Raw genomic sequence first — 22,193 nt, forward strand, 5'->3', positions numbered from 1 at the left:
AAATAAATAAAACAATGAAAAATCATTTAAAAACCTTTTGGGCTATCGCCCTGATACTCGGCTTTGCCGTAACATCCTATGCACAGGACAGTATCAAAACGCCTCTTGCCCTGGGGAAGATAGAACCGTACCGTATGGAAGTTACATACGATAAAACTTCGCACCTGATTTTCCCCACCGCTATTCGTTACGTGGACTTGGGCAGTGAATACCTGATTGCAGGAAAAGCGGAAGATGCGGAAAACGTGCTACGTGTAAAAGCATCGGTAAGAAACTTTGAGCCGGAAACCAACTTTTCCGTTATCACAAATGACGGTCGTTTTTACAGCTTCAACGTGTATTATAGTTCCTACCCGGAGGCAATGAGCTACGACCTGCTAACAATGCAAAAAGCGGTTGACAGAACCAACGGAAACGATGTGCTTTTTGAAGAATTGGGCAACAATTCTCCCTCGCTTGCAGGCTTGCTTTTAGAAACCATTTACAAAAAGGACAAACGCATTGTAAAACATATAGGGGCTAAGAGCTTCGGCATACAGTTCACGCTGAAAGGCATTTACATCCACAACGGCAAATACTATTTCCATACGGAATTGAGAAACCGTACCAATGTGCCTTTCCAGATTGATTTTATCAATTTCAAGGTGGTGGATAAAAAGGTAGCCAAACGCACCGTGGTACAGGAACGCCCGATGATACCGCTTCGCACCTACAAGCCACTCACGGAGATTCCGGGTCAGACCACCGACCAGAATGTGTTCCTGCTGGATCAGTTTACCATTGCCGATGACAAGGTGCTCCTGATTGAGATTTACGAGAAAAACGGCGGTCGTCAGCAAACGATTCAGGTAGAAAACCCCGACCTGATAGGGGCAAAGGTCATCAACGATATGCACCTTAAATTTTAATCATCACTAAAAGACAATAAGAAATGAAAAAGTATATCTATACCGTGATGCTCCTTGTAATGGGCATCACAGCGGCACAGGCACAAAGGATGCTGCCCGGACAAAAAGGAATTGAAATCAGCACCGGAACACTGTCCGATGAAAAGCCGGCTCGCAATTATTTCGTGAATATCGGCTTGACCGTAAACGGGAAGCATGGCAACTACCAGCTATGGGCATTGGAATATATGCACCAGTATCATCGGTACAAAGGCATAAATATTCCGCAGGAAACCTACACGGCAGAGGGCGGTTACAGCTTTTACCTTTTCGGAACGCCTGTAAAAAGCGTTTCGGTAAACCTGGGGATTACCGGTGTGGTGGGTTATGAAACCGTCAATCGTGGCGAGCAGATATTATACGACGGTGCAAAACTACCATACGACGATGAGGTCATTTACGGTGCAGGCGGCAGGATTTCCATTGAAGCTTACCTATCCAACAGGTTTGTGTTTTTTGTACAGGGGCGTGCAAAAATGATGTGGGGAACACCTTTGGAAAAGTTCCGTCCTGCCGCCGGAGTGGGATTAAGATTTAACCTTTAAGCAAATGATAATGAAACGAATCTTTGATAACAACAAACCCCGCCTGAAATCCGTATGGGCATTGCTGGCGGTCTTGCTAAGCGCATTTTTGTTTACGTCCTGCGACAAGGACGATTTGGAAATACAACAGAACTTTCCGTTTGAGGTAAGCGTAATGCCTATACCCGGCGAAGTGGCAAACGGGCAGACGGTGGAAATACGTATTACCATACAGCCGACAGGAAATTACGCCAATACAGCGTATTCTATCCGCTACTTTCAGTTCGATGGCACGGGAACATTGCAGTATTACAGCGAACCGCCGTACCTACCCAATGATTTGTATCCGTTGGCTTCCACGCAGTTCAGGTTGTATTACACGTCCACATCAACGGTATCACAATCCTTTGACGTGTGGATTTCGGACAACTTCGGGAATGAAAAGCAATTGAGCTTTGATTTCAACAGTAGTGATTGAGCGGGATTTCAATTTGCAAAAACGGCTTATCCCAATGGTAAGCCGTTTTTTATTTACAGCGTGTCATTTTACCGGGTTATCAATATTTCTTAAATTTATACTCGTGAAAATAAAAATGTGAGGATATGGTTTCGTCATTGGTTATTGGGATAATATTTTTGGTTGCGGGCTTGGGACTTCATTACTGGATTAACCGCCGTAAGTTTTACAGAAGACACCAGAGCAGAGGGTTTTTCCTCTTATGAAAGTTTGGTCTTCATTAAATTTATTGAAAGGGTTGGCAAATGGATAGCTTACGCACTGATTATTTTCGGGCTATTATCTTTGTGGGTGTATTCCCGTGAGAAGAAAGATATGAAAATTCAAAAAGTGGAAATTCAAAACCTGAAATAATAATTAAACATACAAATTCAATGAAATATTTTTTTATAATTTTTCTTTTTGTACCCGCTATTCTGTTGGCTCAAGAGAATAAAGTAGAGATTTTAATTTTAGGCTCTGACCACTTGGCACAAATTTATAAAGAAGAAAATCCCAATACAGATATTTTGTCGCCTAACAATCAAAAATCTATTGATGAATTTAATGCGATGATTTCAAAATTTGAGCCGGATGCAATAATGATAGAAGAATTGCCGGATATGCAAAATGAAATTGACAGTCTATATGAAAAGTACAAATCAAACCACTTAGACTTAGCTAAAATAAGGAATAAGCGAAGTGAAATTTTTAATATTGCATTTAATATTGGTAAAAAATCTAATGTTCAAAAAGTTTATTGCGTAAATGCACCGGGAGGAACTTCTCAAAGCATTTTAGATAATGGTGACAATATTCAACTTTATAAAGACTATGGTATTAATCTTCGAAAAATTGTTATGGAAAAGTACCAATCTTTGGGCAAAGGGGAATTGTCGTTCAAAGACTATCTTACTTTTCTTAACCAACCCGAAGCATACAATTTAGTTTATAGACTTCGGTATGTCGTTCCTGCACGAGTTACAAACGGGTACTTTAAAAATCCTGATAAAAATATTGACACAACTAAAATTGACAAACAGCATATTGGTGCAGAATTAATTTCAATTTTTAAGAACAGAGATTATAAAATATATTCTAACATCGTTACTAAACAACTCGAGACTAAAGCAAATAGAATATTAGTCATTATCGGAGTTGCCCATATTGGCTCCTTAAAAAATATATTTAATGAAGACCCTGATTATCAAGTTATAAATGTGAATGAATATCTTAAAAAATAGTAACTGCTGTTAGTATAGGGTTTTGTAAAAGTGGGGCTTGACTTTGTAACTTGAAGACACTTTACACATTCATAATTCAGCCGAATTTACCGACAGGCGGATAATCATTTTTGCTTTTAGCGTAATCACATTTTTTCGGTTTGCGTTTATGATGACGGTTTTATTGAAAAGGTCAATTCCCTGGGAAGAAAGTTTTAGTGTTCCATTTGCCTTTTACAATGCACCCAAGCTTGACAAGTATCTCAAAGACAAATACGGAAAAGGTTATGATGACTATGTAAAAAAACAAAATGTTGATACCATTTATTACTGACAACGGCTCTAACCGCTGACTGGCATTTACAAAAAATAACCACCCAAAAAATCGGCTAGCCAAAAAGTTATCCGATTATTTTTGTTTTTATAAGGATAGTAAACCGCCAAACACTGCCTTCCAGCGCCAACGGATGCAAGCTTTTACAGACCTGCAATAAGCCTTTCTAAATTTGACTTCCACAGAAAATTGAGCAGACTATGGAAGTTATCGCAATACAAAAATCCACACTGGACGGAATGAAGAATGATATAAAAGAGCTTTTGGAAATGACCGAAAGTGCCACACGGAAATATACCCCGATTTTCAGGGAAGAGAAATGGCTGGATAACCAGGAAGTGTGCCTGATGATGAACATTACCAAACGCACATTGCAGACCTATAAGGACAAAGGTATGCTGCCTTACTCCAAATTGAACCGCAAGAATTATTACAAACTCTCGGACGTACAGGCTTTGCTCAAAGCCGGGCATCCGTACAATACCAACGACAATGGATTTACTAACGAATGACACCGAAGAAATTATCGCCCATCACGAGATGATAACGCAATTGAAAAAGCGTATCGAAATAATCTTGAAAAATTACCGCCCTGTAATGGACGGAGAAATCTATTTATCGGGCGAAGATGTGTGTAGGCTGTTACACATCAGCAAACGCACCCTCCAGCAATATCGTGATGATAATATCCTGCCATTTGTTCAGATAGGAGGCAAGATAATATACAAGGAAAGCGATATTCTGACCGTCTTGGAACAGAATTATATAAACCAATAAAACGGATTAACCGCAATTAATTTTACTCTTGTTATGTTTCTATCGGAACGACTTTAGTATATTTGCCTTTGAAAAATATAGAAAATACTTAAGGTGTTTTTGCTTTAAGTCTTGGTACTGAAAACTGGTAATTTTTAAGACAACAAGACTGATAAGTAAGAACGCTCACGCTATAGGCGTGGGCGCTCGCTTATTCGTTGTCGGGTATACCAGTGCCTCAGTATCGGTAAGTGTGGTGGCCTACGCTTTCTTTTTGGGTAAGGCTTCCATTTAACTTAAATACTGATATAAATATGGAAACCGGTACAGTACAACAAAAAATCACTCTCGCCTTTATCAATGATAAAAGTCCAATCTTAGATGCCATTTGTGATAATCTTACTCATTCAGGAATGAAGGTTTTATTCCGCTCGGAAAATATCGAAAACGGACTGTCTCAATTATCCGCATTGAAAGAGTATCCTGAAATTTGCGTGATTGATCTTGATTTTTATGACAAGAATGTGCTGACACAGCTTCAAAAATTAATAACGCAATACCCAACCATCAAACTGATTGCCCATAGTGATATTGATGATGAAAAAGTGGGTAGAGCTCTTTTGGATATTGGTGTTGCTGCTTATCTGCTCATTGGTAGCGATACCGACGATTTTAAAAAAGCCATTGAGGGAGTTTCTAGTGGCGGAAGATATTTTAGTGTAGGGGTATCGAAGATTGTACAGGAATATTTTGGCAATAAGTAACCGTCCAATCCCAACAGCGTAAAAATCTCTGTTCTAATAAAGCGACGTTCTTTTGCTTCTTTTCTTTAGTCGCTATGTGAAAAGAAAAGAAGTCATTTCCAAAAACAACGAATGGGATAAACTATATAATCCCATTTAATAACCTTAAAGCAACTTTCACCTAGGTCGTTACTCCGCTCTTTTGCCAATTCCACTATTTTTTATTTTAAATCTGCCATAAGTCTATTCCAATTCTCTTTTTTGAATGCAGTATAATGATCTCCGTCTTTAACAGTTATCAATCTTTTAGAATTTGAAGGACAATTATTTAATATTTTTTCTGACATAGAATAAGGAAGATTTGTATCATTTGTTCCGTGAATTAATAATAAATTTCCGTGATAATTTTTGACTTTTTCTGAATTGTCTGCGAGTTTGTCAATTCCCAAGGTTTCTAATTCAGAAGTATTGAAATAAGGTCTAGCAAAAATATTTGTCAATCCCTTAAAATATGAAATCATATCGTCAAGATTTGAAGCTGGAGAAAGTAAGATTAAATTAGGGGTTTTATAATCAACAGCTAATTTCGTAGCAAAGACAGTTCCTAAAGAATGTCCGAAAACATAATCAACTTTTTCGTTTGAATTTATGTAGTCATAAAATTTTTTATTAACATTAAATTGGTCTTTAAAACTTGATTGTCCCTCAGAATAGCCATTTCCATTGTATGTAATTACATAAATTTTCATTTTAGCATTTTGGGACAATTCGGTCAATTGGTCAAAAACATTGAAAACATTAAATGTATTTCCCAACATAAAAATCCCAACTTTTTCGTAAGAATTTGGAGCAATTGTATAAAATTCTGAATTTGATTTATTTGTTAATTTCTTGAAATCTCTCTTAATTTTGGTATGATTCAAAAATAATGAATCAGAGTTCCTGGAGTCAATAAATTTGTTTGCCGCAAATAAAATCGAATCTTTAGAAATATTTGCTAAAAATGATGAATCTAACTGATTGAATATTCTTGTTTTGTCATATTTCGTTGGTGTAAAAAATACGATTTCTTTTATTGGATTTTTATCTCTTATAATCGGAATTGAGATTAAATAGAATACCAAAATAACCAAACCGATTATTCCTAAAATTTTAAAAAAATTCTTCATTTTTATTATATTTTGAAAAATAAGTATAACTGAACTTCTTTTTGTTACGGCAGTCTATATAAAATGTTGGATAACTCAAAAATACACGCCATGCGTATTCTGTATAGTAAGCAATTTGTTCATTTATTTTAATAGCAAAATAAACAATTGGAAATTATTTTGACAAACATACATTTGAAAATCAATCATCAATAAAGCGACGTTCTTTTGCTTCTTTTCTTTGGTCGCTGTGTGAAAAAAAAGAAGTCAATTCTTCTAAAACTAATCTTTGGGATTTCGAATATCCCACGCAAATAATGTCGCAACCTGTTTGGTGAAATGCGAAGTGAGGGAATTGTGTGGCGGTGCATTTTGGCAAAGGGTTGCACCGCTTTGATGCAAAAAGACTGCCCCGACCATCGGGAGGGAGTGTCTTTTTGCCGCCCGATTTTCGCTTCAGGCGACTTTTATCGGGTGGGTGCGGAAGTCTTTCAGATTGTGAAAAAATCCCCTGTATTCGGTCATTCCGTAGCGGAACAACCCCCAAAGCAAATCACAGCCCATTTGAGCCAATGAACCATTGATAAACAAATCCTGCTTTTGCAATGCTTCCGCCAATGAGCAACTTGGCGTGTTGTCCTCTTTTTCGGATTGCTTCAGCAACTCGCCAAATTCATCTGTAACCATTGGCAGGCTTGCCACCGTTTCGTACTTTTCTGAATTGGGTTGTTTGATAGTTCCTATTGTAGATAGTAGGACTTGCCCTGTGCGTTGGCTGTTCCCAAAATCAACCCAATACTTTGGGTCATCCGGGTAGTGTCTGCGGAGGCTTTCTTCTTTCAGAATTTCAGCAACGCCAAACCTTGCCTGTACATTGTCCACACAGGTAATGGTTAGGGTTGCCCTTGCATTTTCGGGCAACCTGCCAAACTTGTCCTTTTCAAACTTGACCGTTTCGGCTTTCCAATTCGTTCCGATACAACGATTGACACGGTTGATTAACGCAACGGATTTGTACAATCCTGTTTCGCTTTCAAAAAAGCGCTGTCTGCCTAAATTTGCGGTTGTGATAATATCATCGTCCCATAAACGCACCTGTAATCCTGCATGTCCCAATGCTAAAAGGCTCTCATTAATCTCTAACAAGGCAGTCAATACCTTTGAGCCTGTACCACCTGCTCCAATTACATTAACCGAAATTGGGTTGGTCGGATTAAGTAAATAGATGTCCGTAAAATGTACGGCGGTTTTTGTTGTTTCCTGTGTATTCATCACAATAGATTTTTAAGGGTTTTGTTGTTCTTCTTTAATACTTCTGTCGGAAAGGGGTTATCTGTACCGACAAGGTCTTTCCAAAGGTTTACAATGTTTGTTCTTGTGAGGTTTGTACTCAATGAATGACTGAAATAGCTGTTGAAAAAATAATCTTCCCACGCCTGTATAAATTCCTCTACCGAAGCGGAATTTTTAATGTTAATATTTACTGTACCCATACACACTTTGCCGTCTTCATAGATGTTAAAGAACGGAGCGTAATGCAAGGGCGTTTTTTCTGTCGGTCTTCTGTCTGTTGCAAGTGCAAAGACGGCAAGGCTGTTTTTATTGGCGTACCATAGCATTGGCGGTACTTGTGCCTTTCCGCTCGGTATATTCAAACTATCCACAAAATACATTTGCCGCTGCTGTGCTTTGGTGTACCATAGTACCGTGCCTTTTTCAGCATTCGGACTGATGTGCAGAATATTGGTCAGCAAAATTCCCTTTGGCTTTAAAAAGGCTTGGTTCTTTTCTTCATCAGTCTGTAAGGACTTTGCCAATACTTTGGCTTCGTTTACGGTCAATGGGTGGGCGTTGATTGGGTTACCATTTTTATCCATATCAAAATGCTCCACATACACATCTGAATTTTCGCCTTTGGCTTCATAGAAAACCAAAGCGGATTTCGGGTGGTATAATGTGCCGAAACTCTTTGTTATGCTATTTTTGTTGTTCATTTTTCTGCGGTTTTATAGTTATACAATATGTATGATAGGTCGTCCAACAATTCAAATAATCGTTTCTCAAAATCAAGACTGTTCGCTTCTATCTTAGTGCCGTCAAAGGATTTGCAAATGGTCGGTTCTTCCATTGTTCCATACTCATTAAACTCGTTGTTGATGCTGTCAGAAAGGCATTCATACAACCAACCTTTGGTGTCTGCAATAAATGAAATGTACTTTTCCATTGTGATTGCTTCATTGTAGTAATCATCGCTATAGAGGTCTTCTTCGGGCAATGGTACATTTCTGAAAATGGTGGCATTCGGATATTCCCTGTAAAGGGCAAAAGCATTACACGCTACCTGCCAACATTCCCTGTCGAATGTATCACGGCTATTAAATCGGCTCAAACGCTGTTCAAATACCTTTAGATTACTACGGTTAAATAGTTTTTGTTCCATACGGTCGCCAATCCATTCCGCCTGTCTTAATTCGGCTTTATATTGCTCTGCATCGTCCATATAATCATCGTTTTCCACCCAATCTTTATGCGTTTCATATAGCCAATACAGATAGCTGTCCTGTTGTCTGTAATACGGAATATCGGCGATATGGTACAGATAACTGCAAACCGATAAGAGTAAATGTGCATTGTGTTTTCGCCCTTTATCGTGCAACATTCTGAAAAGTGGTTTAATCGGAATATAATACAGGGTTGTACCTGTATTATACCGTTCCTCACTTACCAAAAACGTTTTCTTACTGTCCTGTACCAATTTAAAACTATTCCAATTGATGTTGTTGCGGTTTACTTTGATTTCCATATCCCACATACCCAATACGATATTGTAGGGAAACCCAAAATCTTTGGTCTGCATTGGCTCAATGCCATAATGCTCGGCAAGTTTGGAATGGGACTTATAAAAATCCCTCTTCGTTTTTGCTGTTTCCTTACAAGCCTGTACGGATTGTGCCGTTTTCAGCTTAGGCAGGAATGTACATTTCAGAATACCATTGGTAGCATCGCTACGGGTACGGATTTCTGCTTGTCTTTCCGCACTTCGTTTGCGTCCTTTGGGCTTTGTAGCCAATTGGCGAACTCGCCCAATTGTCGGTGCAATTGCCGTTGCCGTTTCTGTTCGGGTACGATGATTGTTCCCGATATGATGTTGCGTTGCATAATTCATTGCTTTTGATTTATGGTTTAACCTTTTGTACCCATTACGCTTTCAAATCTGTACTCGACTGCATCGTCTTTGATTTGCGGTGCAGATACTTTTGCCGTTGTGAGTATTGGGTACATATTGGCGTAAAAATTCATTACGGCTTCCACGCTCCAACGTGGTTCGGGGTCGGTCAGCCTGATGTCCTGTCCTTTGTCTTTGAGTATAAAAACCCGTTCTAATTGTGTTGCTAATAACATAATGCTCGTTTCAATCGTTAATATTCTGTTTCTTCTTCGTCCTGTTTATTGGTGGAATAATCTGCTGTAACTTCTGCTACCTGTGGCGGTTCGGGTGTGGATATGGTTTCTTCAATTGCCCCGAAAAGGCTCGGTGTAGCAAACTTGTCGGACAATGAAGTTTTTCGTTTGCGTATCTCGTCCGCTTTTTCGGGGAACTCGGCTATGTCGGGAACTTTCATCCACGCTTCACGGTATTTGCCCTCTTTTTCCAATTCGTCCACTTTTGCCATGCTATCTTTGAACTTCTTGTCTTTGGCATCTTTTTCCTTTTTGGCTTTCTCGGCTTTGTCTTTTTCCATTGCGGATTGCTTTTTGACTTCTTCCATTTGTTTTAGAAATTTTTCCATATCCACCATTACGCCCGAAACGGTTTTTATAGGTGCTTTAATCTGCTCAAAAAATCCCTCGTCAAATTCCTGTGGTGTGGCGTTAAACGTTAATGGTGGAATGAGATTTTTGGCGTTATCTCCGCATTGCTCGTTATTGAGCAGTACCGATACGATTAGGTTATTTTCTGCTCCTTTAGAAATGTTCAGTTGTAATACTCCTGTAAAATCCAACTGCTGTATCTGATTGAAAAAATTTGTGCTCATCGTTCTGAAATTTTAATTGTTAATGATTGTTTTTTGAGTGCCGTCAGTTACTTGGCTTAATGAAAATTCTTCTGTCCAAAATTCCTCGCTTGTATGTTTTCCGTATGCTTTGTATAAAGCATTACCATTGCGATATATCACAAGCCTGTAACCGTCTAACCGATTTTCGGGAATGCTAAATGTTTCCTGTTCTCCATTTTCAAGTTCCACAAATGCCCATTCCTTGCCTGCGAGCATTGTTTCAATGTCGGGTTGGTCATCTCCGCTCGTTCTGTAAAAATCTACTGCCGTATCATAGTAGTTAAGGGATTGGAAATTGTAATCCTCTGCAAAAGGCTTAACGGCTTCCAATCGTTTTGCCTGTTCCTTCTTCCAATTGTCGGTTATGTGAATTATTGCAAACTCGCAATTATCCCATTCGCTGTTGGTATTGGCTTTTACCAATAGGTGTGCTGTCGGTTTATCTGATAGTTTCATCTTCAATTGTCTTTACTTTTATTTACTGATTTCTGCTATTTGGTCAATCCTGCCGTAAACAATGCTTCTAAGGCTTGTTTTATCGGGGGCATTGTATTCCTGCCAACTTCCGTATTGCTTTACGATATAGGTTTTTAAAACATCTTCAAACCCAAACCGATAGCCCTGCAAGGGAACGGCTCTTTTGAAGAAAGCATTTCGGTTTACGGCTTCTGCAAGCCAATTCTTTTCGGCTCGGTTCAGCTTGTCGCCATTGTTCAGTTTTTCCCTTAACTGATAGACCTTTGAAAATTTCAGCGTTTCCAATTCAGGAACTTCGTAGCGGACAAACTTTGTGGCTATTGCTATTCCTTTCGTTTCCATTGTCTTCGCTTTTAAGGGTGATGATTTTCAATTTTCCGTTCTAATAAGATTTCCAAAATCTCGTAATCACTTTCGTAGGTTTCGCCCTCGAAATACCACACGGAATTTTCTTCGTCATACTCGTATTTATCAAAATCCTCATCGTCCAAATAAATATCCGTGAGTAGCCTGTCAGAAAATGTTGCCCTGCCAAATACCAAGCAACCCAATTCTTCATAGTCCTGTGTAAAATCTACTTTGTAGTGTTCTGCTATCTTTTGCAGGACTTCCATATTGGGCGACCATTTTGTTTCATATTGGAAGGTGTCCGTATTGTCATAGTCTTGATAAATGCCGAAGAAATAACCTCCGTTGCTGTCCGCTACAAAGTCGGGCAGTTGTCCGCAACCCTCTTTCTGTTCCTGTTCTGCCATTTCTTTGAATAGCTGTTGTATCTGCCTGATTGCTTCGGGCTTCCCCTCGAAAACAACCGTATTGTTGCACCAATTCGCCATATTTTTTGTTTTTAGTACGCTACCACCGATTAAGGCGGTAGCCTGTGGTTATTTAATTAAGGTTTAGGATTTCCGCACCGTCCAATGCAAAGGCGGAACACAATTCAAATGCTTTCTGTGATTTGAGTTGGGCAGTACCGCCCAATACAATGCTCTGTAACTTGGCTTCATCGTTCTTGTAACTTCTTACATTTTGATAGTAGCCTGTAACCGCATTGTATGCTCCGAACAAAGTGCCTTTTGTGGTCTGCATTTGTTGCGTGTCGCTTATCATAGCGTATGCAAATGCGTCCTCTACGGTATTTTTGAACACGGTGGAAATTTCATCTTCCGCACCTTTCTTGATAAGGTCAAGCGTTTCCTTGTTCGGGCAAAGTGCCAATTGGATTAGCTTTCTTACCTCTCGGTCTGTTACCTTTACTTTTGCCCATTCGTTGAAAATACCCTCCAATTGGTTGCTCAAAGTATTGGCAAGCCCCATAATCTTGTGGGCGTTCTCGATACGCTGTTTTGCTCCCGAAGTGTGTTTGATACGCACCACATTGGTCATATTGCGGAGTGAAGCGTTAAGGGTATTTTGGCAGACGATACGGATAGGCGTAAACGCTGCGGTAATACTTCCGCTACCATCGTGCGAAGTGGTTAGGAAAATGTACTTTTCCGTTACGTCATCGCCATTGCCTACACGGATATAGTCGGGCAGTTTGGCTGTGATAAATATGCGTTCCCCATTGCCCAATGCTCCTGCGGTTTCGTACAGAATACCCTCGCCACCGCCTACAATGCTGTCAAAGAAATTAAAGGCTTCACGGTTTTGTATAATGTGGTAATCCTTACCGACTACGCCCAATACCGCATTGTTATCGGTGCGTATGTTGGCGAAATAGTTGGGTACTTCCAATTCGTTACTGCCTATCTCTATGCCGCCCGAAGTTTCGATAATGCCCGAACCTTTGGTAAACAGTGGGGATTTTACGACTTCGTAATCTAACTCTGCATATTTGATTGCTTCCTCGCTTGTCGGGTATTGCTCCACGATTTGCCCCAGACCGTGCCACGCTTTTTGCTGTACTGAAAAGAAACTGTACTTTCCTGTCCGCTCGTTGAAATTGATGTTATGTGCCATTTTGATAAAATTTTGATGTTAAAAAATGATTGAATACTTGTTGTTAGAATGGTAGGTCGTCCTCCGTGCCTTGTCCTACTGTACTGTTACTCACGGCTTGTTCAGTAGCCTGTACGGTTTCGGCTCTCCTGCCGCCTCCGTGCAATTTGATTTGCGAGGTATGGAAATTCAGCCCTGCCTTTGCTTCGCCGTCTTTGCCTGTCCACGCTCTTGTGCTTACTCGTCCTGTGAGTTCTACCAACGTTCCTTTTGTCAGTAGCCTTGCCACATTCGGGGTTATCCAATAGGCACAATCGAAGTAGGTTGTTTGCTCCACCCGTTCGCCCTGTTTGTTTCGGTAGCCGTCATTTACCGCTACGGAAAAGTTTACTACCTGTCTGTTGTTTGACACGTTGCGGATTTCCGCATCTCTTGTCAGTCTTCCTGTGATATTCATATCGCTTGATTTTTGATTTGATTTTTTTGATTTATTCGGTAATGAGAGGAGGTGCTGTTTCGTTTCACTCTGATACCATTTCCAATGCTGTTATTTTTCATTTCTGACATTTTTTTTATTCGTCTAAAGAGCCGGAGTATGCTTGTTTTCGTTTCGAGAGCGATAAAAGGTTCGTGTTTAGCAGCCACAAGGTTTTGGGAAACAAATACTACCCAAGGGGTGGAGATTTTTTACCAAATCCGGGGACTTGACCTTGTGGATGCGTTAAGAACACGGAAATACCTTTGCTCTCTGAAATGGGAACAAACCGCATACTGGCTACTTTGATAAAAACCGAATGGGAAGAAAGGAAAACAGCAATCTGTAATTGTCCGGCAAGTGATTAGAATAAGCACTTCCGCAACCAGAAACACGATTGTGTTTTAATAAAGAATGCCGGGGTTCCGGCATTGATGTAAGTGGGGTAAAATAAAAAAAGCAGGACTTTTATATTTATATCCTGCTTCTATTCGATTGATAAAGGCTACGTTTTAAACCATCACTTCTTCGGTATCGTAAAATTCAATTGTGGTTTCATTCAACAATTCTGTTTCTTCGCTTTCCAATTGGATTAGAAAAGCATCTTCCATTGCCTTGAATTTAGGGGCTACCAAATCCATATCCTTACTGATTTTCTGGCTGGTAATCTTGGCATAAATCTGTGTAGTGGAAATATTCTTATGCCCCATCATTTTGCTAAGGCTTTCAAGCGGTACGCCCTCGGTCAAAAACATTGTGGCGAATGTATGACGGGCCGTGTGGAATGTAACTTTCTGTTCGGTAACAACCCCCGCTTCCTCGATAAGTTTACTGATGTGCTTATTGCAGGTCGCATTGGACGGCATCGTAAAAACAAAATCATTTCTCGTAACTCCACGATACTTCTCAATAATTCGTTTAGGAATTTCCAAAAGACGGACGTTGGAAGCAACATCAGATTTTTTCCTCCGGCTGATAATCCATTGGTGTCCGTCAAAGAACGATTGGATATTACTCCATTTCAGCTTCTTAATATCAATGTAGGAAAGACCTGTGAAGCAACTGAAAATAAAGAGATCTTTTACAAGCTCGTATCTTGGGTTGGATGGTTTCAGTAGAATCAAGGTTTCCACATCCTCTTTTAAAAGGTAACTGCGGTCGGTTTCCTCCATGCTGATTTCATAATCCTCAAATGGATTATCCCGTATCAAGCCCTTTTTGATTGCCAATTCAGCCAGGGCAATAACGGGCATCGTGTAAACCCAAACCGTATTATGGGTGCATTCCTTATCAATGCGGAGAAAGAAATCAAACTCCCGGATAAAATCAGAATTGAGTTCCCTGAAAGCCATATCCTCCCGATGATAACGTTCCTTTATAAATTCGCTTAGGTGGTTGTAAACAGTGTTATACTTGCTATAAGTGCTTTCAGAGCGTTTCCCCTTATCGACCAATCTTTTAAATTCTTTGTTTTGGTCGCTGAAAACCTTTAAAATGGCATCGTCCATTACGCCTACGCCGAGAAATTTAATCTTTACTTTCTGTGCAGTTGCAAAGCCCTCGTGTTTCAGCATATCTTCATATATCTTGTCGATACGCCCACGTATGTTGTCTAATTTTTGATTAACGCTTAATGCTTTGGCACTCTTGCCCTCAACTCTTCCGAACTTCAAATCCCAAATATTGGGGTCAATTTCTAACTTTGTACCCATCGTTTTGGGTGTTCCGTCAATGGTAATACGTGCCATAATTGGTACATTACCGTTCTTTTTCGGTTCGTTCTTTTTCAGGTAGAAAAGCAGTTTGTACGTTGATTTTTTTGTCTGCTCCATAACTCAAATGTTTAATGCTTAAAATTAAATTACATTGAGTTACAAGGGAATAGAGAAAGCGGTGCAAAACACTGAAATATAAGCAGTTAAGCTATATCGTTGCCTGTGTCAATCGGTAACGAATTAGTAACCTAACGTTGTGCTTTCAAGCCCAAAACGTATCTTCCTGTGAGTTCCAACCTAAGACTACTGTTTTATAAAGCGTTGTATAGCAAAGGGTTTATCCGTTTTGCTTATTTTTGCTTTTTACTAATCTTTTTTTGTAAAAAAATCAACATGAATTTTATTGGTGTTGGAAAATAAATACGTGTTGTATCGCTTGCTCACCTCTTCCAACCATTTCATTTTGTCTTCTGAAAAGTGCAGCAACATTGCGTTCCAGGCGTTTTCGATTTGCTCATTGGTCAAAGGCAAATTTGTTTTCGCACGAAATTCATCATAAAACGCTTCAGGCGTTATTTTTCCGGTTTCTAATTTTTCAAACAAATCGTTGGCATGATGTTGCGAAATATGTTTGTCAAAATCTTCCAAGCCCAATGCTTTAAATGCTTCATTTGATTTTGCAAAGCTGATATCCAAGAATACGCCGCCGAGGTCGAAAATAATATTTTTGATTTGTTGCATAATGATGAATTGTTGGCTGCAAAGTAGTTATTATTTTTTTACAAGTAATTTGGTTTTGATTAGATTTCTCTTGTATTTTTTATTGTTTTTTGGTCAAGAGGAACCTTTGATGAAATTTTTCATATCCTTTGTGTAATTTTGATATGAAAAATTTCATGTCGGTTTGTTTTAAATTTTTAAACCATAAACAATGAAAAATTATTTACTGACTGTCTCCATATTTTTGCTTGCCACTTGTGCGAAAGCATTTCCAAACAATGATACAACATACAGCTATATGGATGAGCATTGGAAAAAAGCTCAAGAACAAAACGCTTTTTATAAAGTGGAAGTTTTTAAGACCGGAAACCTTTGGCATCAGCAGATATTCAAAATTGAAAATGCAGCGCTGCAATATGATAATGTTTACTCAGACAAAAGATTAAAGACAAAAGAAGACACGTCAAAAAACTATCAGCAGGGAAACGGCGAAGTGCTTGAAGAAATTTTTAAAAAAGGAAAAGAGTTGAAAGCACAACTTATTACCAAAGACGCGAATATTTTAGGCTATGAAATTTTTGACAATGATGGAAAAATTATTGAACAAAAGGGCTATGATGAAAACGGAAATGAAATACCGAATTACGTCTTTATGCAGGAAGCAAGCTTTCCCGGCGGTCTCAAATTTTGGCAAACATATTTAATCGTAAATCTCAATCAAAACGTTCCTGCAAATAATCATGCGCCCATTGGAACTTATAAAGTAGTTGTTTCTTTTTTGATAAATAAAGATGGCAATGCAACAGAAGTAAAAGCATTAAACGACCCCGGATTTGGCATGGCAGAAGAAGCTGTAAGAGTAATTTCCAATTCGCCGCAATGGAATCCGGCAATTATGTACAACAAAGCAGTTACTTACCGGCAAAAGCAAGGCATCATTTTCAATGTAACAAAATAACAGCTACGAAAACTCAGTAGATTTTCTGTGAATAATATGCGAAACCAGCACAAAATCTTTTTGCGCCAATGGCTTGTGCTTGAGAATGTCGAACAATATTTCCGCCGCTTTTGTGCCTTGCGCTTCTGCGGGTTGCGTAATGGTGGAGAAAGACGGATTCAATATATCGGCAATGCTTAGGTTGGAATAGCCTATAATTTTTACTTCGCCGGGAATAGAAATTTTTTCATCCGCACAAACTCTGTACGATGTAATTGCCAGGCGTTCCACCGAAGATACCAGCGCATCAGGCTTTTGCGAGCGCAATACTTCTTTAATGATTCGGTAAGATTCGTCCAAGTCGTTTTTACAATCCACAATTAAATAATCATCAGGCGAAATATTGTGTTTTTTATGCGCATCTATAAAACCATTCATACGCGCATTACCAATGGAAACATTTTTATCGATTACCAGAAAAGCAATTTTCTTACAGCCGTTTTCAATCAAATATTCTGTTGCATTAAAACAACTGTTATAGTCATCTGTCGTGATTTTGGGCAAATCAATATCGTCGTACACACGGTCGAAAAACACGAGCGGAATATTATTTGTCTTTAATTGTTTTATGTATCGATGGTCGTTGCCTTCGCCCGAAACCGACATAATGATTCCTTCCACGCGACCATTGTACAAATCTTCCACGATAGAAACCTCTTTCTCATAAATGCTGTCTGTAACATACACCAAAGTATGGTAACCATTGCGCTGCGCCACACGCTCAATACCTTTTACGGCGAGTGAAAAAAAGTTGTTTGCCAACTCCGGCATAATCACTGCAATGGTTTTGCTCTTCGAGCCGCGCAAATTGCTTGCATAAATATTGGGATAATAACCAAGCTCTTTTGCCTTGTCTAAAATAAACTTTTTTGTTTCGGGATTAATATCTTCCTTATCGCGAAACGCCCGCGACACGGTAGATGTGGAAAGGTTCAGCGCTTGCGCCAATTCTTTGATATTGATAAATGATTTGCCCATTGCAATAAATCGCGACACAAATTACTTAATTTTTACAACCAAAAGTTATATTCTGAATTTAGAACGCGCATGAATAATGGTTATATTTGAAATAAAATTTCTTTTCGTGTATGACTCTATTTGCAATTATAGCTGTTCTGATTATTTTATGCGCCGTTTTCTCTTATATTAATGAGCGATTCATAAAGTTACCCGGAACTATCGGCGTTGTGTTATTGTCCATTCTCGTTTCCATTATTATTTTAATTGCGGACAAAACATCGTATAATGTAATGAGTGCAATTACAGATATTGCTCATCAAATTGATTTCTCAAACGTGTTGCTCAATATTATGCTGGGCTTTTTGCTGTTTGCAAGCGCCCTGCACTTCGACTATCATCAGTTGAAAATACTTCGGGCTCCGGTGCTGGTAATGAGTACGGTAAGCGTACTTATTTCTGCGTTTGTTTTTGGTTTGCTGCTTTACGGACTCACGATGTTTTTCCACCATCAGGTACCGTTTATTTATTGTTTGCTTTTCGGTGCGCTTATTTCGCCTACCGACCCCGTTGCAGTAAATGCATTATTAAAAAAATCGAGAGTTCCTGCTGCGCTACGAACGATAATTGCGGGAGAATCTATGTTCAACGACGCATTGGGGTTGATTCTGTTTATTACTGTTCTGGGAATGACGGAGCAAGCGGCAACCGGCATTTCTTTTAAAGAAATTTCTTTCATATTTCTGCACGAAGTAGGCGGCGGATTAATTATTGGTGCCATCGGTGGACTGATTTGTTCCAAACTGATAAAATCTGTTTATACACATCCTACAATATTTTTAATATCAATTGCCACAGTACTAAGTATTTCGTTGATTGATGAAAAAATTAATGCTTCCATTCCTTTATCAACAGTTGTTGCAGGCTTGATTGTGGGTAATAGAATTTCTGATGAAAAACAGTCCGATAGTAAATTTCTGAAAGGCGTGTGGCAACTGATGGATGAAGTACTTAATACAATTTTATTTGTAATGATGGGCTTACAATTAGTACTGATGCCGTTTCTGAAAGATTATTGGCTGATAGGCGCATTTTCAATTCTCATCATCCTCATTGCACGCTTCATAAGCATTTTTGCACCTGCTGTTCTTGTTTTAAGAAAAACAACCAATGTGGGCAATCTTTTTATTCTCACATGGGCAGGACTTCGCGGCGGTATTTCGGTAGCAATGGCTTTGTCCCTGCCCGATTCGCCGTACAGCCAGGTTATTTTATCGGGATGCTATTTCATCGTTATGTTCTCCATTCTTGTACAGGGATTGAGCTTGAATAAAGTAGTTGACAGAATTGTTTCACACAGGGAAAAAAGATTGCGAAACGCATAAACTTTATTACCTTGCTTTCTTAAAAATTCAGTTTTATAAAAATGGTCATTTCAGTTTCCAATGCAAATATTTATCAGGGCAACAACCTCATTTTACAGGACGTAAATTTTACGATAACCGAAGGCGAATTCGTATATCTCGTAGGAAAAACAGGTTCCGGTAAAAGTAGTTTGCTTAAAACTTTGTACGGCGAGCTTCCTTTAAGAGAAGGCGATGCAACGGTGGCAGATTTTCAAATCAAAGGAATGACGTGGAAGGAAGTGCCTTTTTTGAGAAGAAACATAGGCATTGTGTTTCAGGATTTTCATTTGCTGACGGATAGGAATGTTTATCAAAACCTAAATTTCGTATTGCGCGCCACAGGCTGGAAAGATAAAAAGCAAATCGACAATAAAATTGAAGAAACGCTTGAAAAAGTGGGCTTGAAAAACAAGAGCTTTAAAATGCCGCATGAAATGAGCGGCGGCGAACAACAGCGTGTGGACATTGCGCGCGCTTTACTGAACTCCCCAAAATTAATTCTCGCCGATGAACCTACCGGAAACCTTGACCCGGAAACGAGCAACGGCATTATGCAACTGCTGCTTACCATCAGCAAAGATTTAAGTACAACTGTTTTAATGGCAACGCACGATTACGAAGTAATCCGCCGTTATCCGTCGCGCATACTCAAAACCGAAAACGGAAAAGTACTGGATAGCAAAGAAGTATTTGCAAACAAAGAAACGGAATGAATGAAAAGCCATTGATAGTTATTTCTGCCGTAAGATATTTCCGGGGCGGAACAATTGTCATTGTGGACGATTGCCTTGAATATGTTTCAAAACACCTGTCTCAAATTTACCGGATAAAAGTGCTGGTTTATCAAAAAGAAAAGTTTATTCATCACGACGAAATCGAGTTCGTCGAATTTCCAAAAGCCAGACACAGCTTGTTTTTCAGGCTGTATTATGAATATTTCCTTTTCAAAAAATTATCCGCAAAATGGAAGCCAAAACTCTGGCTGTCCCTGCAAGACACTACACCCAACGTAACAGCCGAAATTCAGGCAGTATATTTTCATAACCCGCTGCTGATTTTAAAAAAACTACGGAAGACTGTAACAATACAGCCTCGTCTTATAGGAATTTGGTTCTTGTATAAAACCATTTACAAAAGCGGCATTACAAAGAATAAATATGTTGTTGTTCAACAAAAGCAATGGCAAGATGTTCTTCAAAAAACATATCATTTAAGCGCATCCAAACTGCTGATTTTTCCACCCAAAATCAGTCCGTACCCGGTAGAAAAAACTGAGACAAGCATTTATACTTTTATTTTTTCGGCAACGGCGCTGGCGCACAAAAATTTTAAAATCGTATGCGAGGCCTGTATGCTTCTGAATAAAAAAACAGATTTATATAAAGTGTTGCTTGTGATTTCCGGCACCGAAAATAAATACATAAACAAATTAAAAAAACAATACAAACTGCCACAGTTACAATTTAAAAAATTCTCGGGAAGAAGCGATTTATTTCAATATTATAACCAAAGCAACTGCATGATTTTTCCTTCGCTGCTCGAAACCTGGGGCTTGCCGTTGAGCGAATTTGCCATGCAAAACAAACCCATTATTTGTGCGAACTTGCCTTATGCAAAAGAAACTTTGGCGAACTATGAAAAGGTAAAATTTTTTAATCCCTACGACGCACAGGAACTCGAAAACTATATGTTCGCTGCAATTAACGACAAACTTAGTTTTGATAAGAATCCGTTTCAATATTCACAACCTGTGATTCAAAACTGGGAAGAATTGTTCAGCAAACTGCTTACTGAATAGAGCTGTAAAATGCTATCAATTTCTTCTCTTCATTCTCCCAATTATATACTTCACGCGCCTTTAAACAATTTTGTTGTAAACGATTGTACAATTCCTTATCATTCAGTAAACGGTTAATCGCATTGGCAATTGTTTCAGGCTGCAAATCATCAATCAGCACGGCGATTTCGTATTGGTCATTAATCTTTTTGTTTTCAGGATAATTCATCGAAACTTGCGGAATACCTGCGTGCATATAATCGAAAAAACGATTGGTCAGAGAATAATAAAAGCTCGCGCCAAGATTGTCGTTCATGTTCAAACCAATATATGCTTCATCGGTATATGTGCGTAAATTTTCGGGTTTTACAAATCCTTTGAAATCGATTTTGCCGGCAACATTTTCTTTTGCCGCATTCATTTTTACTTCATCAAAATATCTTCCGTTTCCACAGACAACAAGCTGTGCATCAATATTTCTCATCGCAGGAATTAATCCTTCAAACCCACGTCCGCGCTCAATTGCACCTTGATAAATTAATAATTTTTTGTTTTTGTTTTCATTAATTTCTTTAGGTTGCAATAGCGGGCTGTTCATCACAATGAAATAATCAACGCCGTACATTTTTTTGTACTCGCTCGCGTATCCGCCATTTTCCGTATAACCCAGTCTAAACTTCGGCTGTGCAAATTTTTCAATTGATTTCCATATTTTATAAATGCTTGGGCGACTGATGATGTCGTGCATTTCGCAGAACAGTTCGTGCGCGTCAAACACACGCGTTTTGTCTTTTATTTTGGAAGAAAATAAAACAGGCAGCGCCGTATCCAAATCGTCGGCGCAAAGAATATCGCATTTTTTGAAAAGCAGGTAGAAGAATAATCGGATGTTGGTTTCGGCAAAAAATAAAGGTCCTTTTTCAAAGAAAGAAGCGAGTCGTTTCTGCCCGAAAATTTTTTGTGTAAGCGGAACAGATTTTTTCTTTTTAAAACCTACAAGTTCAACATCAAAACCGGCTTTTGCAAGCGATGAACAAATTTTGTTCATACGCTGGTCGTAGGTCAGGTCATTGGTAACGGTAAAAATTATATGCTTCAAAGCCTGTTATTATTTGGGTTTCTTGTATTTCAGTTTTACGGGAACAACGCCCGCATCAGTCATATTGATGCGCCGTGCCGCTTTGAGGCTTAAATCAATAATTCGTCCTTTCACAAAAGGTCCTCTGTCGTTGATACGCACTTTTACCGATTTCCCATTGCTGAGATTTGTAACCGTAACATGCGTGCCAAAAGGCAACGTTTTACTTGCCGCCGTCAGCCTGTGTTTTCGGTAACGTTCGCCATTGGCGGTTCTTTTACCTTCCGTGTAGTAAGATGCTTTGCCTGTCTCCGTAATATAATGCGCACAGGAAAAGCACATAATCGAAATGCCGATGAATACGATATAGAAAAGAAATTTTTGCATGATGGAAACTTTATTTAACCACATAGAAACATAG

The 22,193-nt window shown here is 39.0% G+C and carries 29 protein-coding genes; 13 read left to right on the top strand and 16 right to left on the bottom strand.

Translation table 11 applies throughout. From position 1 onward, the window contains the following. Window positions 1–14: 14 nt before the first annotated feature. The 9 genes from traN to A9P82_RS11220 all read left to right on the top strand — a co-directional run bounded on the left by traN (window position 15) and on the right by A9P82_RS11220 (window position 5,044). The gene (gene traN / locus A9P82_RS11185; RefSeq protein WP_066207851.1) at window positions 15–908 is read left to right on the top strand and encodes a conjugative transposon protein TraN; all 894 of its coding nucleotides are present in this window, start codon (window positions 15–17) and stop codon (window positions 906–908) included. A gap of 23 nt (window positions 909–931) precedes the next feature. Further along, complete coding sequence (locus A9P82_RS11190) at window positions 932–1,492, top strand: conjugal transfer protein TraO (RefSeq protein ID WP_066207853.1); 561 nt, start codon at window positions 932–934, stop codon at window positions 1,490–1,492. Between the two features lie 10 nt (window positions 1,493–1,502). Next, entirely contained in the window at window positions 1,503–1,949 is a 447-nt protein-coding gene (locus A9P82_RS11195) for a DUF3872 domain-containing protein (RefSeq protein WP_066207856.1), read from the top strand. A gap of 162 nt (window positions 1,950–2,111) precedes the next feature. Further along, complete coding sequence (locus A9P82_RS11200) at window positions 2,112–2,342, top strand: hypothetical protein (protein ID WP_231891145.1); 231 nt, start codon at window positions 2,112–2,114, stop codon at window positions 2,340–2,342. Between the two features lie 20 nt (window positions 2,343–2,362). After that, window positions 2,363–3,211, top strand: a complete 849-nt coding sequence (locus A9P82_RS11205) for a DUF5694 domain-containing protein (protein ID WP_066207857.1) — start codon at window positions 2,363–2,365, stop codon at window positions 3,209–3,211. A gap of 148 nt (window positions 3,212–3,359) precedes the next feature. Beyond that, a complete protein-coding gene (locus A9P82_RS15490) occupies window positions 3,360–3,524 on the top strand; it encodes a hypothetical protein (RefSeq protein WP_156522673.1) in 165 nt (54 codons plus the stop codon). Between the two features lie 200 nt (window positions 3,525–3,724). After that, a complete protein-coding gene (locus A9P82_RS11210) occupies window positions 3,725–4,036 on the top strand; it encodes a helix-turn-helix domain-containing protein (RefSeq protein WP_066207859.1) in 312 nt (103 codons plus the stop codon). Next, entirely contained in the window at window positions 4,017–4,301 is a 285-nt protein-coding gene (locus A9P82_RS11215) for a helix-turn-helix domain-containing protein (RefSeq protein WP_066207860.1), read from the top strand. Before A9P82_RS11210 ends, A9P82_RS11215 begins: the two co-directional genes overlap by 20 nt. Before the next feature lie 293 nt (window positions 4,302–4,594). Further along, window positions 4,595–5,044 (top strand): ANTAR domain-containing protein, encoded by a 450-nt coding sequence (locus A9P82_RS11220; protein WP_066209860.1) that lies wholly within the window; start codon window positions 4,595–4,597, stop codon window positions 5,042–5,044. A 200-nt stretch (window positions 5,045–5,244) separates the two neighbouring features. On the opposite strand, the gene A9P82_RS11225 is transcribed toward A9P82_RS11220, so the two are convergent. The 13 genes from A9P82_RS11225 to A9P82_RS11290 form a co-directional block, all read right to left on the bottom strand. After that, the gene (locus A9P82_RS11225; RefSeq protein WP_066207862.1) at window positions 5,245–6,192 is read right to left on the bottom strand and encodes an alpha/beta hydrolase; all 948 of its coding nucleotides are present in this window, start codon (window positions 6,190–6,192) and stop codon (window positions 5,245–5,247) included. A gap of 435 nt (window positions 6,193–6,627) precedes the next feature. Further along, window positions 6,628–7,443, bottom strand: a complete 816-nt coding sequence (locus A9P82_RS11230; RefSeq protein WP_066207865.1) for a PRTRC system ThiF family protein — start codon at window positions 7,441–7,443, stop codon at window positions 6,628–6,630. Next, window positions 7,443–8,165, bottom strand: a complete 723-nt coding sequence (locus tag A9P82_RS11235) for a PRTRC system protein B (protein ID WP_066207866.1) — start codon at window positions 8,163–8,165, stop codon at window positions 7,443–7,445. The genes A9P82_RS11230 and A9P82_RS11235 overlap by 1 nt, the downstream gene beginning before the upstream one ends. Continuing rightward, window positions 8,162–9,337, bottom strand: coding sequence for a hypothetical protein (locus A9P82_RS11240; RefSeq protein ID WP_066207870.1), 1,176 nt, complete (start codon window positions 9,335–9,337; stop codon window positions 8,162–8,164). Before A9P82_RS11240 ends, A9P82_RS11235 begins: the two co-directional genes overlap by 4 nt. Before the next feature lie 17 nt (window positions 9,338–9,354). Further along, on the bottom strand, window positions 9,355–9,573 hold the full coding sequence (locus tag A9P82_RS11245) for a PRTRC system protein C (protein WP_066207872.1): 219 nt from the start codon (window positions 9,571–9,573) through the stop codon (window positions 9,355–9,357). A 17-nt stretch (window positions 9,574–9,590) separates the two neighbouring features. After that, window positions 9,591–10,208, bottom strand: a complete 618-nt coding sequence (locus A9P82_RS11250; protein WP_066207874.1) for a PRTRC system protein E — start codon at window positions 10,206–10,208, stop codon at window positions 9,591–9,593. Between the two features lie 12 nt (window positions 10,209–10,220). Next, window positions 10,221–10,685 carry a hypothetical protein gene (locus A9P82_RS11255; protein WP_066207876.1) on the bottom strand — a complete coding sequence of 155 codons (465 nt, stop codon included), beginning with the start codon at window positions 10,683–10,685 and terminating at the stop codon, window positions 10,221–10,223. An 18-nt stretch (window positions 10,686–10,703) separates the two neighbouring features. Beyond that, the gene (locus A9P82_RS11260) at window positions 10,704–11,048 is read right to left on the bottom strand and encodes a molybdenum ABC transporter ATP-binding protein (RefSeq protein WP_066207877.1); all 345 of its coding nucleotides are present in this window, start codon (window positions 11,046–11,048) and stop codon (window positions 10,704–10,706) included. A gap of 11 nt (window positions 11,049–11,059) precedes the next feature. Continuing rightward, the gene (locus A9P82_RS11265) at window positions 11,060–11,542 is read right to left on the bottom strand and encodes a DUF1281 family ferredoxin-like fold protein (protein ID WP_066207879.1); all 483 of its coding nucleotides are present in this window, start codon (window positions 11,540–11,542) and stop codon (window positions 11,060–11,062) included. Window positions 11,543–11,594: 52 nt separating this feature from the next. Further along, the gene (locus tag A9P82_RS11270) at window positions 11,595–12,668 is read right to left on the bottom strand and encodes a DUF932 domain-containing protein (RefSeq protein WP_066207883.1); all 1,074 of its coding nucleotides are present in this window, start codon (window positions 12,666–12,668) and stop codon (window positions 11,595–11,597) included. A 43-nt stretch (window positions 12,669–12,711) separates the two neighbouring features. Continuing rightward, entirely contained in the window at window positions 12,712–13,104 is a 393-nt protein-coding gene (locus tag A9P82_RS11275) for a single-stranded DNA-binding protein (protein ID WP_066207885.1), read from the bottom strand. Window positions 13,105–13,634: 530 nt separating this feature from the next. Beyond that, window positions 13,635–14,954 carry a site-specific integrase gene (locus tag A9P82_RS11285; RefSeq protein ID WP_066207888.1) on the bottom strand — a complete coding sequence of 440 codons (1,320 nt, stop codon included), beginning with the start codon at window positions 14,952–14,954 and terminating at the stop codon, window positions 13,635–13,637. Window positions 14,955–15,203: 249 nt separating this feature from the next. Beyond that, window positions 15,204–15,578, bottom strand: a complete 375-nt coding sequence (locus tag A9P82_RS11290; protein WP_066207892.1) for an HAD family hydrolase — start codon at window positions 15,576–15,578, stop codon at window positions 15,204–15,206. A gap of 190 nt (window positions 15,579–15,768) precedes the next feature. On the opposite strand from A9P82_RS11290, the gene A9P82_RS11295 reads away from it, so the two are divergent. After that, on the top strand, window positions 15,769–16,515 hold the full coding sequence (locus A9P82_RS11295) for an energy transducer TonB (protein WP_066207894.1): 747 nt from the start codon (window positions 15,769–15,771) through the stop codon (window positions 16,513–16,515). Between the two features lie 3 nt (window positions 16,516–16,518). On the opposite strand, the gene A9P82_RS11300 is transcribed toward A9P82_RS11295, so the two are convergent. Next, window positions 16,519–17,550, bottom strand: a complete 1,032-nt coding sequence (locus A9P82_RS11300) for a LacI family DNA-binding transcriptional regulator (protein WP_231891146.1) — start codon at window positions 17,548–17,550, stop codon at window positions 16,519–16,521. A 92-nt stretch (window positions 17,551–17,642) separates the two neighbouring features. On the opposite strand from A9P82_RS11300, the gene A9P82_RS11305 reads away from it, so the two are divergent. The 3 genes from A9P82_RS11305 to A9P82_RS11315 are packed head-to-tail and all read left to right on the top strand — an operon-like array spanning window position 17,643 to window position 20,715. Then, window positions 17,643–18,896, top strand: coding sequence for a cation:proton antiporter (locus A9P82_RS11305; RefSeq protein ID WP_066207898.1), 1,254 nt, complete (start codon window positions 17,643–17,645; stop codon window positions 18,894–18,896). Window positions 18,897–18,937: 41 nt separating this feature from the next. Then, the gene (locus tag A9P82_RS11310) at window positions 18,938–19,630 is read left to right on the top strand and encodes a cell division ATP-binding protein FtsE (protein WP_066207900.1); all 693 of its coding nucleotides are present in this window, start codon (window positions 18,938–18,940) and stop codon (window positions 19,628–19,630) included. After that, window positions 19,627–20,715, top strand: coding sequence for a glycosyltransferase (locus A9P82_RS11315; RefSeq protein ID WP_066207902.1), 1,089 nt, complete (start codon window positions 19,627–19,629; stop codon window positions 20,713–20,715). The genes A9P82_RS11310 and A9P82_RS11315 overlap by 4 nt, the downstream gene beginning before the upstream one ends. Here A9P82_RS11315 and A9P82_RS11320 read toward each other — a convergent pair. Next, window positions 20,705–21,793: a glycosyltransferase gene (locus A9P82_RS11320; RefSeq protein ID WP_231891147.1), complete on the bottom strand. Its 1,089-nt coding sequence runs from the start codon at window positions 21,791–21,793 to the stop codon at window positions 20,705–20,707. The two genes, A9P82_RS11315 and A9P82_RS11320, sit on opposite strands and share 11 nt — an antisense overlap. A 9-nt stretch (window positions 21,794–21,802) precedes the next feature. Beyond that, a complete protein-coding gene (locus tag A9P82_RS15790; RefSeq protein WP_304439403.1) occupies window positions 21,803–22,183 on the bottom strand; it encodes a septal ring lytic transglycosylase RlpA family protein in 381 nt (126 codons plus the stop codon). Window positions 22,184–22,193: the final 10 nt, after the last annotated feature.

It is taken from the genome of Arachidicoccus sp. BS20, from assembly GCF_001659705.1.
Taxonomy (GTDB): domain Bacteria; phylum Bacteroidota; class Bacteroidia; order Chitinophagales; family Chitinophagaceae; genus Arachidicoccus.

What these genes read in the sequence shown, in the direction of transcription:
- traN (WP_066207851.1), top strand. Translation starts at nt 15, where the DNA reads ATGAAAAATCATTTAAAAACCTTTTGGGCTATCGCCCTGATACTCGGC.
- A9P82_RS11190 (WP_066207853.1), top strand. Translation starts at nt 932, where the DNA reads ATGAAAAAGTATATCTATACCGTGATGCTCCTTGTAATGGGCATCACA.
- A9P82_RS11195 (WP_066207856.1), top strand. Translation starts at nt 1,503, where the DNA reads ATGAAACGAATCTTTGATAACAACAAACCCCGCCTGAAATCCGTATGG.
- A9P82_RS11205 (WP_066207857.1), top strand. Translation starts at nt 2,363, where the DNA reads ATGAAATATTTTTTTATAATTTTTCTTTTTGTACCCGCTATTCTGTTG.
- A9P82_RS15490 (WP_156522673.1), top strand. Translation starts at nt 3,360, where the DNA reads ATGATGACGGTTTTATTGAAAAGGTCAATTCCCTGGGAAGAAAGTTTT.
- A9P82_RS11210 (WP_066207859.1), top strand. Translation starts at nt 3,725, where the DNA reads ATGGAAGTTATCGCAATACAAAAATCCACACTGGACGGAATGAAGAAT.
- A9P82_RS11215 (WP_066207860.1), top strand. Translation starts at nt 4,017, where the DNA reads ATGGATTTACTAACGAATGACACCGAAGAAATTATCGCCCATCACGAG.
- A9P82_RS11220 (WP_066209860.1), top strand. Translation starts at nt 4,595, where the DNA reads ATGGAAACCGGTACAGTACAACAAAAAATCACTCTCGCCTTTATCAAT.
- A9P82_RS11225 (WP_066207862.1), bottom strand. Translation starts at nt 6,192, where the DNA reads ATGAAGAATTTTTTTAAAATTTTAGGAATAATCGGTTTGGTTATTTTG.
- A9P82_RS11230 (WP_066207865.1), bottom strand. Translation starts at nt 7,443, where the DNA reads ATGAATACACAGGAAACAACAAAAACCGCCGTACATTTTACGGACATC.
- A9P82_RS11235 (WP_066207866.1), bottom strand. Translation starts at nt 8,165, where the DNA reads ATGAACAACAAAAATAGCATAACAAAGAGTTTCGGCACATTATACCAC.
- A9P82_RS11240 (WP_066207870.1), bottom strand. Translation starts at nt 9,337, where the DNA reads ATGAATTATGCAACGCAACATCATATCGGGAACAATCATCGTACCCGA.
- A9P82_RS11245 (WP_066207872.1), bottom strand. Translation starts at nt 9,573, where the DNA reads ATGTTATTAGCAACACAATTAGAACGGGTTTTTATACTCAAAGACAAA.
- A9P82_RS11250 (WP_066207874.1), bottom strand. Translation starts at nt 10,208, where the DNA reads ATGAGCACAAATTTTTTCAATCAGATACAGCAGTTGGATTTTACAGGA.
- A9P82_RS11255 (WP_066207876.1), bottom strand. Translation starts at nt 10,685, where the DNA reads ATGAAACTATCAGATAAACCGACAGCACACCTATTGGTAAAAGCCAAT.
- A9P82_RS11260 (WP_066207877.1), bottom strand. Translation starts at nt 11,048, where the DNA reads ATGGAAACGAAAGGAATAGCAATAGCCACAAAGTTTGTCCGCTACGAA.
- A9P82_RS11265 (WP_066207879.1), bottom strand. Translation starts at nt 11,542, where the DNA reads ATGGCGAATTGGTGCAACAATACGGTTGTTTTCGAGGGGAAGCCCGAA.
- A9P82_RS11270 (WP_066207883.1), bottom strand. Translation starts at nt 12,668, where the DNA reads ATGGCACATAACATCAATTTCAACGAGCGGACAGGAAAGTACAGTTTC.
- A9P82_RS11275 (WP_066207885.1), bottom strand. Translation starts at nt 13,104, where the DNA reads ATGAATATCACAGGAAGACTGACAAGAGATGCGGAAATCCGCAACGTG.
- A9P82_RS11285 (WP_066207888.1), bottom strand. Translation starts at nt 14,954, where the DNA reads ATGGAGCAGACAAAAAAATCAACGTACAAACTGCTTTTCTACCTGAAA.
- A9P82_RS11290 (WP_066207892.1), bottom strand. Translation starts at nt 15,578, where the DNA reads ATGCAACAAATCAAAAATATTATTTTCGACCTCGGCGGCGTATTCTTG.
- A9P82_RS11295 (WP_066207894.1), top strand. Translation starts at nt 15,769, where the DNA reads ATGAAAAATTATTTACTGACTGTCTCCATATTTTTGCTTGCCACTTGT.
- A9P82_RS11305 (WP_066207898.1), top strand. Translation starts at nt 17,643, where the DNA reads ATGACTCTATTTGCAATTATAGCTGTTCTGATTATTTTATGCGCCGTT.
- A9P82_RS11310 (WP_066207900.1), top strand. Translation starts at nt 18,938, where the DNA reads ATGGTCATTTCAGTTTCCAATGCAAATATTTATCAGGGCAACAACCTC.
- A9P82_RS11315 (WP_066207902.1), top strand. Translation starts at nt 19,627, where the DNA reads ATGAATGAAAAGCCATTGATAGTTATTTCTGCCGTAAGATATTTCCGG.
- A9P82_RS15790 (WP_304439403.1), bottom strand. Translation starts at nt 22,183, where the DNA reads ATGTGGTTAAATAAAGTTTCCATCATGCAAAAATTTCTTTTCTATATC.